The organism is Methylobacterium sp. WL18, from assembly GCF_008040015.1.
In the GTDB taxonomy this organism is placed as follows: domain Bacteria; phylum Pseudomonadota; class Alphaproteobacteria; order Rhizobiales; family Beijerinckiaceae; genus Methylobacterium; species Methylobacterium mesophilicum.
Window position 1 is genome coordinate 14,744 of record NZ_VRVD01000003.1, and the last position, 14,670, is coordinate 29,413.

Annotated in this window: 13 protein-coding genes; 1 reads left to right on the forward strand and 12 read right to left on the reverse strand. The window is 63.9% G+C overall.

Annotated features, from left to right (window positions below; translation table 11 throughout):
• Positions 1–22 precede the first annotated feature (22 nt).
• From FV228_RS00555 to FV228_RS00605, 12 genes are all read right to left on the reverse strand, one after another.
• The gene (locus FV228_RS00555; protein ID WP_246693777.1) at positions 23–1,102 is read right to left on the reverse strand and encodes an amidohydrolase family protein; all 1,080 of its coding nucleotides are present in this window, start codon (positions 1,100–1,102) and stop codon (positions 23–25) included.
• A 1,123-nt stretch (positions 1,103–2,225) separates the two neighbouring features.
• Entirely contained in the window at positions 2,226–2,831 is a 606-nt protein-coding gene (locus tag FV228_RS00560) for a MaoC family dehydratase N-terminal domain-containing protein (RefSeq protein WP_281406436.1), read from the reverse strand.
• 3 nt (positions 2,832–2,834) lie between these two features.
• The gene (locus FV228_RS33930; protein WP_246693776.1) at positions 2,835–3,098 is read right to left on the reverse strand and encodes a hypothetical protein; all 264 of its coding nucleotides are present in this window, start codon (positions 3,096–3,098) and stop codon (positions 2,835–2,837) included.
• A gap of 34 nt (positions 3,099–3,132) precedes the next feature.
• On the reverse strand, positions 3,133–4,248 hold the full coding sequence (locus tag FV228_RS00565; RefSeq protein ID WP_147852802.1) for a CaiB/BaiF CoA-transferase family protein: 1,116 nt from the start codon (positions 4,246–4,248) through the stop codon (positions 3,133–3,135).
• Complete coding sequence (locus tag FV228_RS00570) at positions 4,248–5,411, reverse strand: acyl-CoA dehydrogenase family protein (RefSeq protein ID WP_147852803.1); 1,164 nt, start codon at positions 5,409–5,411, stop codon at positions 4,248–4,250. Before FV228_RS00570 ends, FV228_RS00565 begins: the two co-directional genes overlap by 1 nt.
• A 202-nt stretch (positions 5,412–5,613) precedes the next feature.
• Positions 5,614–7,158, reverse strand: coding sequence for a citrate lyase subunit alpha (citF, locus tag FV228_RS00575; protein WP_147852804.1), 1,545 nt, complete (start codon positions 7,156–7,158; stop codon positions 5,614–5,616).
• Positions 7,158–8,036 (reverse strand): CoA ester lyase, encoded by an 879-nt coding sequence (locus FV228_RS00580; RefSeq protein WP_147852805.1) that lies wholly within the window; start codon positions 8,034–8,036, stop codon positions 7,158–7,160. Before FV228_RS00580 ends, citF begins: the two co-directional genes overlap by 1 nt.
• Positions 8,037–8,046: 10 nt before the next feature.
• On the reverse strand, positions 8,047–9,330 hold the full coding sequence (locus FV228_RS00585) for a TRAP transporter large permease subunit (RefSeq protein ID WP_147852806.1): 1,284 nt from the start codon (positions 9,328–9,330) through the stop codon (positions 8,047–8,049).
• Positions 9,327–9,914, reverse strand: a complete 588-nt coding sequence (locus FV228_RS00590) for a TRAP transporter small permease (protein ID WP_147852822.1) — start codon at positions 9,912–9,914, stop codon at positions 9,327–9,329. Before FV228_RS00590 ends, FV228_RS00585 begins: the two co-directional genes overlap by 4 nt.
• A 30-nt stretch (positions 9,915–9,944) precedes the next feature.
• A complete protein-coding gene (locus FV228_RS00595; RefSeq protein ID WP_147852807.1) occupies positions 9,945–10,946 on the reverse strand; it encodes a TRAP transporter substrate-binding protein in 1,002 nt (333 codons plus the stop codon).
• Positions 10,947–11,441: 495 nt separating this feature from the next.
• On the reverse strand, positions 11,442–12,194 hold the full coding sequence (locus FV228_RS00600) for an SDR family oxidoreductase (protein WP_147852808.1): 753 nt from the start codon (positions 12,192–12,194) through the stop codon (positions 11,442–11,444).
• 10 nt (positions 12,195–12,204) lie between these two features.
• Complete coding sequence (locus FV228_RS00605) at positions 12,205–13,368, reverse strand: ABC transporter substrate-binding protein (RefSeq protein ID WP_147852809.1); 1,164 nt, start codon at positions 13,366–13,368, stop codon at positions 12,205–12,207.
• 159 nt (positions 13,369–13,527) lie between these two features.
• Between FV228_RS00605 and FV228_RS00610 the strand changes: the two genes are divergently transcribed.
• Entirely contained in the window at positions 13,528–14,652 is a 1,125-nt protein-coding gene (locus FV228_RS00610) for a zinc-dependent alcohol dehydrogenase family protein (protein WP_147852810.1), read from the forward strand.
• The last annotated feature ends 18 nt before the right edge of the window (positions 14,653–14,670 follow it).

The following is a 14,670-nucleotide window of genomic DNA, read 5'->3' on the forward strand; positions in this document are numbered from 1 at the left end:
TGCCATCAAATTGGATATTCGTTTATGGCATCAGATCGGCCGATTTAAGTTTGCTTGCGAGTCGCGGGTAGACCTTCAATGTGTTTCCGGCGTAGATCTTCGCCCGGTCGGTGTCGGACACTTCGGTCGCATCGACATAGCGCTTGGTGTCATCGTAGGCGTGGCCGGTTTCAGGATCAGTGCCGTTCACCGCGCCCACCATCTCCGAGGCGAACAGCACATTCTCATGCGGCACGACTTTGAGCAGCAGGTCGATGCCCGGTTGATGATAGACGCATGTGTCGAAGTAAACGTTGCGCATCAACTCGGACAGGGGCGGCCTCTTCAGATCCTGCGCGAGACCTCTGTAGCGGCCCCAATGGTAGGGCACAGCACCGCCGCCGTGGGGGATGATCAGGCGAAGCGTCGGGAAATCCTTGAAGAGGTCCGAGGTGACGAACTGCATGAACGCACTGGTGTCACCGTTGATGTAATGCGCGCCCGTCGCGTGGAAATTGGGATTGGCCGAGGCGCTGACATGCACCATGCCCGGCACGTCCAGTTCCACCATCTTCTCCCAGAGTGGGTACCAGAATCGATCGGACAGAGGTGGGTCCGTCCAGTAGCCGCCCGAGGGGTCTGGATTGACGTTGCAGCCGACGAAGCCGAGATCATTTACACAGCGCTCCAGCTCGGCCGTGCAGTTTTTTGGCGAGACGCCAGGTGTCTGTGGCAGCTGGCACACGCCGACGAAATTCTTCGGCATCAGGCTCGCGACACGGTGGATCATGTCATTCGATACGATCGACCAGTCGAGGCTGGTGCGCGCGGTGCCGATATGGTGGCCCATGCCCCCCGCCCGCGGTGAGAACAGGGCGAGTGAGATGCCCCGCTCGCTCTGAAGCTTCAGCTGGCGCCCGCTCACGCTCTCGCGGATCTCGTCGTCGCTCACTCGTAGACTGGACGGGCTCGGCGATTGAGCGGGGTCGTTGATGGCATCAATCTGACGCTTGCGCCAAGACAACATGGCCGGCGGCTCGGTGGTGTAGTGTCCGTGGCAGTCGATCACGAGGCCTGTATAGCGGGGCCCCTGCGGCGCTGGCTCGGCGCGCGCGGTGTCCATTGTGATGGCCGCGGCGACAGCTCCAAAGCCCGCGAGGCCGCGGATGAAGCCGCGGCGCGGCAGGCAGCAAGGGCAGGCGGCGGCCCCCGTCGGGTCGGTCGCGGCGATCATCGCGATCCCCCCGCAGAAGCGCGTTGGACCATGTGGGGTTCATCCGGACCTGACGGAGCCGCGAGGGCAGGACGAACGACAATCCCTAAACGTCGTAGCATGCCGGCGCCTCTAGATTTTATGCTTCAATCTCGACCGCACAACTGACGCTGCAAAGTCAAATTCGTCCAGTCGCACGGCTGACATCCCGTCCAGGTTCAGCGACGCATTTGGCCGAATGTCGCTCCCGATGGACCGGCAATCGAAGGAGGTCTGCACCTGAGCTGCCGATGATGTTACGACAATGCGCTCGAACACGATTGACCGGTAACCGTCGCTTCCCGGCACATAGCCCGCGCCCCTGAGCGACCGGCTGGACGCGGCGCCAGAAATCGGCTTGCTGGGGATGTCGGCGCTGTGTTGCCACCGCGCTCGGGGCTTATTCTCGCCGCTAAATCCTCAATCAGCAAACGGCTCGCAGTTCGAGGATATGATCTGCGATCGCGCGTCGTTAAATTAATACGCGGGGTCGCAACATAAATCGATGCGTAGGTTTAATATTGACGTGAAGCATGTTGGGTCTATTTTAATAACTCCGATACAAATGTGTCGGCGGCGCCTCGCTCTTGGTTGCGGGATTGACTTTTGCAGCAAATATAAAATCTTTTGATTGGTCCTGCTATGCACAGCAGATAGCTCCTCTCGCACCACTTTTGCTCCTCTCAAACCCCTTCTCATCAGAGTGAGGCGTCTCTCAGTGGGGGCGCTCGATATCCGGGAGCCGCCTCGCCGCTTACCCTGCGGGTAGGACAACGCGAGTTTGCAAGCCGAACTGCATTGGTGAAAGGCGATCACCGAGTTTACGTAGGCGGACCGCAAGGCGTGAGGAACGGCTCGCCGCAGATCTCCAGTCCGAGTCAGAAAGCCAGCCGACCGAAACAGCCGGGTCTGATCGTTCGCGTTGAACAGGGTCATGATGCGTCTCAGTCAGAGGGCGACGTCGTTCAGCGCTCCGGCGAGAACCTCGAGGGCGTCATGCCGCCCCTCCGTGGCCCTCTGCCCGCATGCAAACCTCGTCGGTCTGATCCAGCGTCACACCGTCAAAACGGCCGTCGCCGTCGAGACGCCCACAGATGCGAAACGTCTGGTTGGCAGTGAGCGCGGACACGCCCCGGTGCATGAAGTGGCGCGGAACGTGGCCGATCAGCCGAGCGGCCTGATTCATTAGCAGCGTCGCCTGGATGGGACCATGCACGACTAGATCGGCGTAGCCCTCCACCTCGGTGGCGTAGGGGCGATCGTAGTGGAAGCGATGGCCATTGAAGGTCATTGCTGAGTAGCGAAACAGAAGCGTGGGCGTCGCTACGATAGACAGTGTCTCCGCGTACTCCGACGGTAGGTCTCGCTGCGGCGTCGATGCCGCGACCGATGAGGCGCCTGGCTTGTCCCGGTAGACGATGTCTTGCTGTTCGCGGATGGCGACGCCGCGCGCCGTCGATACGACATGATCGACTGTTACGAAGCAGAGGCGTCCGCTGCGACCCTCCTTAAAGACGACGTCCCGCACCGTCTCACGGCGCGTCACCAGGTCATCCAGGCGCAAGGCGTCGAGAGTTTCGACCGTGCCACCCGCCCACATCCTTCAGGGAAGTGGCACTGGCGGCAGGAACCCACCCTTGGCCGCGTGTCCGTCCGGCCCGAGGGCGTCGGCCGGCGGCGTTTCGGGCGCCAGACACCAATGGAGCGCCGGCGGAGCAACATCTCCCTCCCCCGGTGCCAGAAGCTGCCCGAACGTAGCGTGGAACGCGTCGAAGATGCGCGGCGTAATCCGGTCCGCCTTCTCGCGCGACCGGCCGATCCAGGATCGTAGAAGGTCGATGTCCACTGGCTCCGAGTTGCGCTTCATGGGATCACCCGTCGTCGCGAGGTCGGCCTATCGTTCATGGGTCGAGGAGGTTCGATCGGCCAAGCGCCGGGACCGGGCCATAGGTGCGCTCCTCGCCCCGCACGACGGCAGCCGGGGCCGGGAAGGCGACGGGGCCGGTCGAGGTGTCCACGGTGATCCGCCGTAGGTGCGGATGGCTCGCCAACGCCTCCATATCGTTGACTGACGCGAAAGCGGTATCTGCCTCCGTCAGCCGGGCTGTCGCCTGGGCCTCGTCGAGGCCCCCAAAGGCGCGCGCGACCAGGGCGTCGGTCTCGCCGCGGTTGCGCGTGCGCGCGACGTTGGTGGCGAAGCGCTCGTCCTTAGCCACCGCGTCGTCGCACAGAAGCAGGGCGCAGAATTTCACCCATTCCCGGTCGCTCTGGATCGAGATCAGAATCTGTTTGCCGTCCCGCGTCTCGAATACGCCGTAGGGGGCGATGGATGGGTGCGCGAGGCCGACCCGCTTTGGCGACCGTCCACCCTCGTGATGCAGCAGTGGCACGGTCAGCCAATCGGCCATCACGTCGAACATCGAGATCCGAATATCCGCGCCGCGGCCAGTAATGCCACGGGCGATCAGCGCCTCCAGGATCGCAGCGTGCGCGGTGACGCCCGTGGCGATGTCCACGATCGAGATGCCGACGCGAGCCGGCTCGTCTGGGCCCCCCGTGATCGAGGACAGGCCGGACTCGGCCTGAATCAGCAAGTCGTAGGCCTTGCGACTCGCAAGCGGCCCCGTCTCGCCGTAGCCGCTGATCGAGCAGGCGATCAAACGGGGATACTCCACGCAGAGGGTCTCGACCCCAAGCCCCATCCGATCGAGGGCGCCGGGCTTGAGGTTCTGCACGAGCACGTCCGCTCCGACGATCAGATCACGCAGTGCGCGTCTGCCCGCGCCCGTGGCGAGATCGAGAGTCCGGGATTCCTTGCCGCGGTTGAGCCACACGAAATAGCTGCTCTGCCCGCCGGCGACGACGTCGTCGTAGCCCCGGGCGAAATCGCCCTCCGGCCGTTCGACCTTGATCACTCGCGCGCCCGCATCCGCGAGACGGGCGGTGCAGAACGGGGCCGCCACCGCCTGCTCGATCGCGACGACGACGAGACCCTCGAGGGGAAGCCGCGCCGACATCAGAACGACCGCGGCAGGCCGAGGATATGCTCAGCGACGTAGGAGAGGATCAGGTTCGTGGAGATCGGCGCGACTTGGTAGAGACGGGTCTCACGGAACTTGCGCTCGACGTCGTACTCCGCCGCGAAGCCGAAGCCGCCGTGAAACTGGATGCAGGCGTTGGCCGCCTCCCAGGACGCTTTCGCCGCGAGGTACTTGGCCATGTTGGCCTGGGCGCCGCAGGGCTGGTGCGCATCGTACAGTCGGCAGGCCTCGTAGCGCATCAGGTTGGCCGCCTCGATCTCAATGAAGCTCTCGGCGATCGGGAACTGCACACCCTGATTTTGTCCGATCGGGCGGCCGAAAACGTGGCGCTCCTTGGTGTAGGCCGTGACCTTGTCGATGAACCAGTACCCGTCGCCGATGCATTCGGCCGCGATCAGGGTGCGCTCGGCGTTGAGCCCTGTAAGGATGTACTTGAAACCCTGGCCTTCTTCGCCGATCAAATTTTCGGCGGGGATCTCCAGGTCGTCGAAAAACAACTCGTTGGTCTCGTGATTGACCATGTTGAGGATCGGCCGAACGGTCATGCCCTTTTTCTGAGCCTCGCGCAGGTCGACGATGAAGATCGACATGCCTTCGGACTTTTTGGCAACCTGATCCAAGGGTGTGGTGCGGGCGAGCAGAATCATCAGGTCAGAATGCTGGACCCGTGAGATCCAGACCTTTTGCCCGTTGATCACGTAGCGGTCGCCTTTGCGCACTGCGACAGTCTTGATGCGGGTCGTATCGGTACCGGCGGTCGGTTCGGTCACACCCATCGACTGGAGCCGCAATTCGCCCTCGGCGATGCGAGGCAGGTACTTGCGTCTCTGCTCCTCCGAGCCGTGCCGGATCAGAGTGCCCATGTTGTACATCTGCCCATGGCAGGCACCCGAGTTGCCGCCCGAGCGGTTGATCTCCTCCATGATCACAGAAGCCTCGGTGAGCCCGAGACCTGAACCGCCGTATTCCTCCGGGATGAGAGCGGCCATCCAGCCGGCCTTGGTCAGCGCGTCGACGAATGTCTCAGGGTAGCCACGCGCCTCGTCGATCTTCCGGTGGTATTCCGCGGGGAACTCAGCACAGAGGCTTCGCACCGCATCGCGGATGTCACTGTAGCTGCCGTGATCGATCGTCTGCATGATTCGTTCCCTGGACGTTTTTGATTTCGATGTCCAAACGTTGCCGTCAACGCATCGCATGGGGGCCGGGCACGTCCTGCGTGAGCCTGCCTCCAGTCCCTGAATGTCACGCGCTCACCGACGCCGAACCAGTAACGGCACCGGCATCGAGCGCGTTAATTCAGTCCCGTGCAGCGCTGACCGGCTGGGCTATTGAGCACTCTCATGTCTCAGGAACGGCACGCACGACGTCGATGACCGTCCCGTCTCGGTACTCGACGACGGCTACGATCCGACCGTCGTGGCTTCGGTCTCGGGGCGGAACTGGCGCCAGTTCCGCCGCACGGTTGGCCAATGCGTCGATGGTGGTGAGCGGTAGGCCAGCCGCGTGGAGCCGCTCGGCCAGCTCCGGGCGACGTGGGTTCACGGCGATTCCGCCGTCCGTTACGACGACATCCACCGTCTCGCCCGGCGTGGTGCGCGTGGTGACACGTTCAACCACCTTTGCGTGGCGCCCGGCGGCGAGCGAGGTCGTGATCACGGTCAGCTTGGCGCCCGCCGCGGTATCGGCGTGCCCTCCGGATCCGCCCAGAATAACGCCGTCGGTCCCGGTGGTCACGTTCACGTCGAAGGCGCGGTCGATCTCGGCAGCACCGAGGATCGTGGCATCGATGCGGTTCACGACGCAGCCGCGGTTGTGCGGGTTGGCATACATCGAGGCCGACATGGTCTGATGCGCCTCGCTGCGGCGAAAGCTGTCCACCGCCGCGTGGTCGAAAGCCTGCACATCCATCAGCGCGCGGAATAGGCCGGCGTCGAACATCTCCACGATGCCCGCCGTGATGCCGCCCGCCGCGAAACTCCCCTGCACACCCCGCTCGGACATGATCCGCCCGAGGTATGCAGCCGCCGCCAGCGAGGCGCCCCCTGCCCCCGTCTGGAACGAAAAGCCGTCCTCCAAGAGGCCGGATGCCGCGATGACCCGAGCGGCGGTGTCTGCTATGTCGAGCGCGACCGGATTCGTGGTCGCCATCGTCGTGCCTGAGACGATCTGCGATGGGTCACCGATCGAGTCCACGGCCACCACGAAGTCCACCCAGTCCTGGCCGATCTCGATCGGCACCGCGGGATAAGGCACGAGGGTGTCGGTGATCGCCACGACGCGTTCGGCCCCCTGAGCGTCCGTCACCGCGTAGCCGAGCGGACCGCAGGCTGCCCGGCCGACCGAGCCTGTGAGATTGCCGTAGGCGTCGGCGGTGGGCGCGGCGACGAACGCCACGTCGATCCGGAGGTCCCCGGATTCGATGCAGCGCGCTCTGCCCCCGTGCGTGTACATCAGCACCGGACGCGCCAGGATGCCGTGCGAGATTGCCTTCGCCAAGGGGCCGTAGATCGTACTCGCGGCGAGACCGGTGACGACGCCGCTGCGGATATGGCCGATCAACGGCGCGTGGACCGGGAAGAGCGCGCTGGCCGCGACGGTGATGTCTCGCAGCCCCGCGCGCGCGACTGCGTCGAGGACGTGGTTGAGCACGCCGTCGCCGTTGCGCAGATGATGGTGGAACGAGATCACCGCGCCGTCGCGCAAGTCGCAGGCGCGAATCGCGGCGTCGATATCGGGCAGGACTTTGTCGGATCCGGGCCGAGCGGCGTGCACCGTCCGGACGGCACGCCTCAGAGTGCCGAGATTGTCGAAAGCGCCCGTATAGGGCCGGACCGCCCCATAGCCGGCAATCTCGGAGGGAAGCTCACGGACCGTATCGGCCATCAGGTGCTCGCGGACGCCAGGATGTCGGCGGCACGGCGCACCACCGGCGCGTCGATCATGCGCCCGTCGAGTTCGAACGCACCGCGTCCCTCCACCTGTGCAGCGATGTTGCCGGCCACGACGCGGCGCGCCCAATCGATCTCCGCCGCCGTCGGTCCGAATCCTTCGTTGAGGATAGCCACTTGCGCCGGGTGCACGGCGAGCGAACCACGGAAACCAAAGCGTCGGGCCCGCTCCACCGTCGCACGAAAGGCGTCCAAATCGCGGTAGGCACCGATGCTGTCGATAAAGCCGAGAGGTAAGACTCCTGCAGCCCGCGCCGCCCGCAGGACGGCAAAACTCGGCACCAGCAACGTGTCGGGGTCAGGCACGCCGCCCATCGCGGCGGCGTAGTCCTCGGGGCCGAGAGTCATGGCCGCGATGCGGGGGTGCGAGGCGATCGCGTCGAGATGCGGGAACGCCGCCGGCGTCTCGACCTGCAGGACGAGGCGTACGCTACCGTGCAGCATACCTCGCTCGGCCTCGATCCCGGCGACTGCGTCAGCCACTTCCGCAACGTAGCCAGCATGCTCGACCTTCGGTACGACCAGCGCGGTTAGCCCCGGCACCACCGCGGCCTCAAGGTCGCGCACGAGGTCGCGCAGGCCGTGATTGACCCGGACCATCGCCACTGCGCCATCGCGGGAGACCGCGCGGATCGCGTCCGCCAGCCGGTCGCGGGCACCGGCTTTTTCGCCGGCCGGCACGGCGTCCTCCAAGTCGAGGACCAGCCCGTCCGCACCGCGCTTGTGCGCGCCGTCAATGAAGCGCGGCACGTGCGCGGGCACGAACAGCAAGGAGCGCCAGCGCGGGGCTGGTTCCGGCGTCGGGGTGCTCATGGGCGTCTCCTCATATCGCCCCCAGCGCCCTGGGCAGCCACAGCGACAGGCCCGGCCAGTAGGTCACGAGGACGAGGAAGGCCAACATGGTCAGCAGCCACGGCATCACGGCGACGGTGAGTTCGGAGATGCCCATATGGGCGATACCGCTCGCGACGTAGAGGTTGAGCCCGACCGGTGGGTGGCACAGGCCGACCTCCATGTTCACCGCCATGATGATCCCGAAGTGAATCGGGTCGATGCCGAGCTTGATCGCGATCGGGAACAGGATCGGCGCCATGATCAGCAGGATCGAGGACGGCTCCATCACATTGCCGGCGATGAGCAGGATGATGTTGACGACAAGCAGGAAGACCAGCGGGCTGAAGTTCATCGCGATGAGCCACGCCGCCATCGTCTGTGGGATGTTCTCCGAGGTCATCAGAAACGAGAACAGCACCGCGTTGGTGATGATGTACAGCAGCATCGCGCTCATGTTGGCGGAGGCCAGCAACACGCGCGGCACGTCGGAAAGTTTCAGGTCCCGGTAGACGAACACTGAGATGACGAAGGCGTATACGGCGGCTGTGGCCGCCGCCTCAGTCGGCGTGAAGATGCCGGCGTAGATGCCACCGATCACCATCACCACGAGGAACAGGCCCCAGGCACTCTCCCGGAAGGCGCGCAGGCGCTCCATCCAGGACGCTTTCGGCATCCGGGGATAGCCGCGCTTCTTGGCAATAATGAAGGTGACGGCAGCCAGCATCGCCGAGAGCACGATGCCCGGCATCACCCCGGCCAGGAACAGGTTGCCGATCGAAGAGTTCGTCGACACCCCGTAGAGCACAAGGATGATCGAGGGCGGCACGAGGATGCCGAGCGCGCCCGAGGTGGTGATCACGCCGGCGCCGAAGCGCTTCGGATAGCCCTCGGCCACCATCGCCGGCAGGATGATCGATCCGATCGCGACCACCGTGGCGACACTCGACCCTGAGACGGCGGCAAAGAGGGCGCAGGCCACGACGCCCGCGAGGCCCAGTCCCCCCGGCCAGTGGCCGACGAGCGACGTGGTGAAGTTGATCATCCGCTTGGCGACGCCGCCATGAGCCAGGAAATTGCCGGCCAGGATGAAGAACGGGATCGCCATGATCGAGAAGTTTTCGATCCCGGTGAACAGCTTGAGCGCAACGCTCTCGATTGGCACCTGGGTCAGGGTGAACAGGAATGTCAGCACCGTCAGGCCGAGCGCGATCGAGATCGGCATGCCGGTGAGCATCAGGGCGATGAGCAGCCCGAAGATGATCAGTCCACTCATGCCGGGCCTCCCTCGCGCGCCAACTGGATCGGGTCGACGCCCTCGACGGTCTCGACACCGTCGACATGGGCGTGATCGCGCGCTGGCAGGTGTCCCGTCCTGTAGAAGGTCCAGGCTACTTGCAGGAAGCGAAAGCACATCAGGTAGGAGCCGAGCGGGATCGCGAGGTAGACGATCCAGACCGGGATCTCCATGTCCGGCGTGGTTTGCTCGGTGTGGCCAATGCGCCAGACGAAGTTGGTCCCGAGCGTTCCGACAATGCCGGTAAACAGCGCGCCTGCTCCAAGGCTGACGAGAACCATGGTGCGACGCGCGCGCGGTGGCAGGCGGTTGACCAGCACGTCCACGCCGACGTGAATGCCGGTGCGCACGCCGTAGGCCGCCCCGAACTTGGCGACCCAGATGAACATGTAGATGCACAATTCCTGCGACCAACCGAAGTCGAGCCGGTCGGTATAGTCTTGCAACGCTGGGATGCCCGAGAGGAAGCGATGCACCACCGTGGCGAAGGTGATGACCGTGGCTGCCGCCATCAGCGTGCCGATCAGTAATTCTTCGAGCCGATCGAGAATCTTGAGGATCATGGTGTCGAGACCCAATAGCGGATTATCGGATCAGTTGTTCGGCGCGCCCTCGGCTTCCTTGTTCAGGGCCGCGACCAGGTCCTTGCCGACGCGCGAGGCCATCTCCTTCTGGACGGGGTTCAAAGCCTTGCGCCACGCGGCGTTCTCGGCCTCGGTCGGGGTGTAGACCTCAGTCTTACCGGTGGAGCGGATGTCAGCGAGCGCCTTCTCGTTCTGCTTGTCGGCGATCTGGTGCTCGTAGTCCGTCGCATCCTTGATCGCGCCCTCGAGCGTCGTGCGGATGTCGGCGGGCAAGCCGTCCCAGAAGCCCTTGTTCACGATCACCGCGTAGCCGACGTAGCCGTGATAGGTCAGGGTCGCGTGTTTCTGCACCTCGTTGACCTTCTGCGTGGTGATGTTGGACGGCGGATTTTCCTGGCCGTCGACCACGCCGGTCTGGAGCGCCTGGTAGAGTTCTGAGAACGCCAGCACCTGCGGCAGCGCGCCGACCGCCTTGAACTGCGCCTCGAGCACCTTCGAGGACTGGATGCGAAACTTCAGGCCTTTCACATCTTCCGGTCCGTGCATCGGCCTGTTGGACGTCAGGATCTTGAAACCGTTGTCCCAGTAGCCGAGGCCCTTGATGCCCTTGGACTCCAGCTTCTTGAACAGGCCCTGGCCGATGGGACCATCCTGTACCTTCCGCAGCACCTGCTCGTTTGGAAAGATGTAGGGGAGATCGAAGGCCTCAAATTCCTTGACGCCGAGCGGTCCGAATTTGCTCGTGGACGGCGCCAGCATCTGCACGGCGCCGAGTTGAAGCATCTCGACCTCTTCCTTGTCTTTATAAAGTGTGCTGTTCGGGTAGATCTCGACCTTGACCGCACCCTTGGTCCGCTCTTCGGCGAGTTGCTTGAAACGCTCCGCACCCTGACCCTTGGGCGTGTCTGTCGTCACGACGTGGCTGAATTTGATGACGACCGGGCTCTGCGCTGCCGCCGGCGCGACCAGGGCGAGCGCACAGGCAAGCGTGCTTAAAATGTGGGCTTTCATCGACGCCTCCCGATGTGATTCCGCGTCGTCGCGCGGTTTGTATTTTGGATAGCCTTACAGCTGACAAAGCATGGGGCAAGTCCTAATGCCTGCCGCGCGCTGACGGATCGCGCGCATTCTCTAGGGTGCAGATCATGGTATTGGCGATGACGGTATATATTTGGCGTAAATCATAAGTGCCCTCGATCCGTCGTGGGGGGGGGCGGCGAGAGCTAGGCTGATGCCCACCGATGCCGGCATCACCGTCGCCCTCTCGCTCTTGGAACCTTCGACTCTGGAACCCGAGGTCTGGCCAAAGCCGGTCTCCGGCGGACGCGCGGGGGACAGCTGTATTTGTCTGACGGGCCTTGCTCGCCCAAGTTTTCGTCAGGCGCCGGTGCGATATTTTTGCGATTGAGCCTTCATTCGGCACCAAGTCGAGCGGTGAGTTTGAGTCACTGTCAAACGACCTCCGCTGATTTGGCGCCGAATTCCGGCGACCATCTGCAAAACAGCCTACCAGGCGGTCGTTCCGCCATCGGCTGTGAGCACGCTGCCGACGACGAACGCGGAATCGTCGGAGGCGAGGAAGAGAATGGCCCTGGCGATCTCGTCCGGCCGTCCCATGCGTCCGATCGGTGCTCGCCCGTCCAACTCACGCTGCATCGCCGCCGGATCTGGGGCAGCGGCTAGCATCTTGTCGAAGTACGGCGAGAAGATCGTCCCCGGGGCGATGCAATTCACCCGGATGTTCTGATCGATGTGGTCGAGCGCCATGGCTCTGGAAAGGGCGACCACGCCACCCTTCGAAGCGACGTAGGCGGCGCGGTCGCGAATGGCCGCGCTCGCGGTATACGAGCCGGTGTTGACGATGACGCCGCCGCCCTGTTTTTCCATCAGCGGGATGACCGTCCTGGCGCACAGATAGACGCCCTTCAGATTGGTGGCCATCAATGCGTCCCAGGCTTCCTCCTCGGTTTCGACGACCGAACCACGTGCCCCGTATCCTGCGTTGTTGACGAGAATATCGATCCGACCGTGGCGTGCGACGGCCGCTGCGACCCCCGCCGTTACCTCGGCTGCACGCGAAACGTCCATCTCAACGGCGGTGGCGCGATCTCCGATATCCCGTGCTGCCCGTTCGGCTGCCGCGCCATCGCGGTCTGCGATGACGACAGCTGCTCCCTCCGCGGCGAAGAGCGAGGCGGTCGCACGGCCGATGCCGCTCGCGCCGCCGGTAATCAGAGCGACCTTGTCGACGAGGCGCATGAGGCAGATCCTAGCTCTTCAGATACGGGCAGCGGGTCTCGGATAGGGGCTGCATCGCGTCGCCGCCGGCGATGTGTCCGGTTAATTTGTAGTAATCCCAGGGGCGTGCCGACTCCTTCGGGGATTTTACTTCGACGGTGTAGAAATCGTGGATCAGCCGACCGTCCGGCCTGATCTCGCCATCGCTGACGAACACGTCGTTGACACGCGTGGCGCGCATTGTTTCTGCAACGACCCGGCCGTCGTCGGAGCCAGCTTTCGCGATGCCGCGCAGGTAGTGGAGCACGGAAGAATACACGCCGGCCTGGATCTGGCCGGGCATGCGTTTGGCCCGCTGAAAAAAGCGCTGGCCCCAAAGCCTGCTTTCGTCGTTGCGATCCCAATAGAAGCCGGTCATGAGCAGCAGACCTTTGGCTTGCTCGAGGCCCAGGGCGTGTATGTCGCTGATCACCGCCCCCGGGAGAAATAGTTTCTGGTGAGATGTAATTCCAAATTCGTTCGCCTGTTTGACGCAATTTATCGTATCGCTTCCAGCATTCAGAAGCCCGATAACCTGCGCTCCTGATCCCTGCGCCTGCAGAAGGAAGGACGAGAAATCAGGGGAGGCGGTCGGATGCTGCGCGCTCCCCAAGACTCGTCCCCCTGCACGCTCGACGCTCCGGGTCAGATCTGCGCGCATCTGATGGCCGTAGGCATAGTCGGCAACGATCAGGAACCACGTCGTCTTTCCCTGATCCATGAGGATGCGGGCGGGGCCAACAGTGTTGGAGTAGGTATCGAGAACCCAGAGGAAACCTGTCTTCGAGCAGCCTTCGTTCATCAGTTGCCCGCTCGCCGGTCCGCATAAGAGCGTGATCTTCCCACGATCCGCAGCAAGGTGCTGGACGGCCAAAGCGACGGATGAGTTCGGCAGATCGGCGATTGCGCCAACGCCCTCCACATCGAACCATTGTCGCGCGATGCCGGCGCCGACATCCGCCTTGTTTTGATGATCCGCTGAGATGATCTGAATCGGCCGGCCGAGTACTGTGCCGCCAAAATCTTCGGCCGCCATCTGGGCCGCAATGATGCAAGTCGGCCCACTGTAATCCGACAGTGAGCCGGACAGGTCGCTCAGGACGCCTACCTTGATCGGGTCCGCCGCCGAGGCCTGCCCGGTGAGCAGCGCCGGCATGCACAAACTGCTCGACGCCCCGGCCAGCACAGTGCGACGCGTCAAGTATCGGCGTTCCGCCACCATCGGTGACCCTCCCGTGAGAAGCGCCGATTCCGGCTATTCACACTGACCTACCATCTGTATGACTGTATGACAATACGCTCGAGGAGAGGCTCAGTGAGATCTCGGTCCGCCGTTCTGCGCGCCACGCCATGCGCGAAGCCCTATGCGCAGACCTTGCCCTTGACGATTGAGGAGATCGAACTCGACGATCCGGGGCCGGGAGAGGTGCTGGTGCGCGTTGCAGCGGCCGGACTGTGCCATTCGGACCTTTCGGCCATGAACGGCGATCGCCCCCGGCCCGTCCCGGTGGCTCTCGGGCATGAGGCCTCAGGCGTCGTGGCCGGCCTCGGTGCGGGCGTCGACGATCTTGCGGTTGGCGATCATGTGGTGATGTCGTTCCTGCCGACTTGCGGTGTCTGCGGTCCCTGTGCGGAGGGGCGTGGGGCACTGTGCGAACCGGGGCATGCAGCAAACGGGCGCGGTACGCTGCTGTCCGGGGCGCGGAGATTTCACTGCGACGGCATCGAGCTCAATCATCACAGCGGTGTCTCGGCCTTCGGCGAGCATACTGTCGTCTCACGGCGCTCGGTCGTGCGGATAGGCCAAGATATCCCCCTCGTCGAGGCTGCCTTGTTCGGTTGTGCGGTCATGACGGGCGTGGGCGCCGTCGTGAACACTTGCGCAGTGCGCCTCGGCGAGAGCGTAGCCGTCGTCGGACTCGGTGGTGTCGGACTCTCGGCCGTGCTTGGAGCGGTGGCGTGCGGCGCCAATCGCATCGTGGCGATCGACCTTTCGCCGGCCAAACTTGACGTAGCGCGCGAGATCGGCGCGACGGATGTGTTCTTGGCTGATGCGCCCAACGTCGTCGAGGCCGTCCGGGACCTAACGGGGGGCGGGGTCCACTATGCGGTGGAGATGGCGGGCTCGGTTCAGGCCTTCGATCTTGCGCTGAATGTCACACGCCGCGGCGGCACCACAGCGACGGCGGGACTGGCGAATGCCGCCCAACGGTTCCAGATCCCGCCGCTGGCTCTCGTCGGCGAGGAGAGGGTCATCAAGGGCTCGTACATGGGCAGCTGTGTGCCCTCCCGCGATATCCCCCGCTTCATCGACCTATGGCGTCAAGGTCGCTTGCCGGTGACGCGGCTTTTATCGAGCAGGGGACCGTTGATTGATATCAACGCGGCATTCGACCGGCTCGACCGAGGCGAGGTGATCCGACACCTCGTTGTGATGTGAGGCGGCCTGTAGACAATC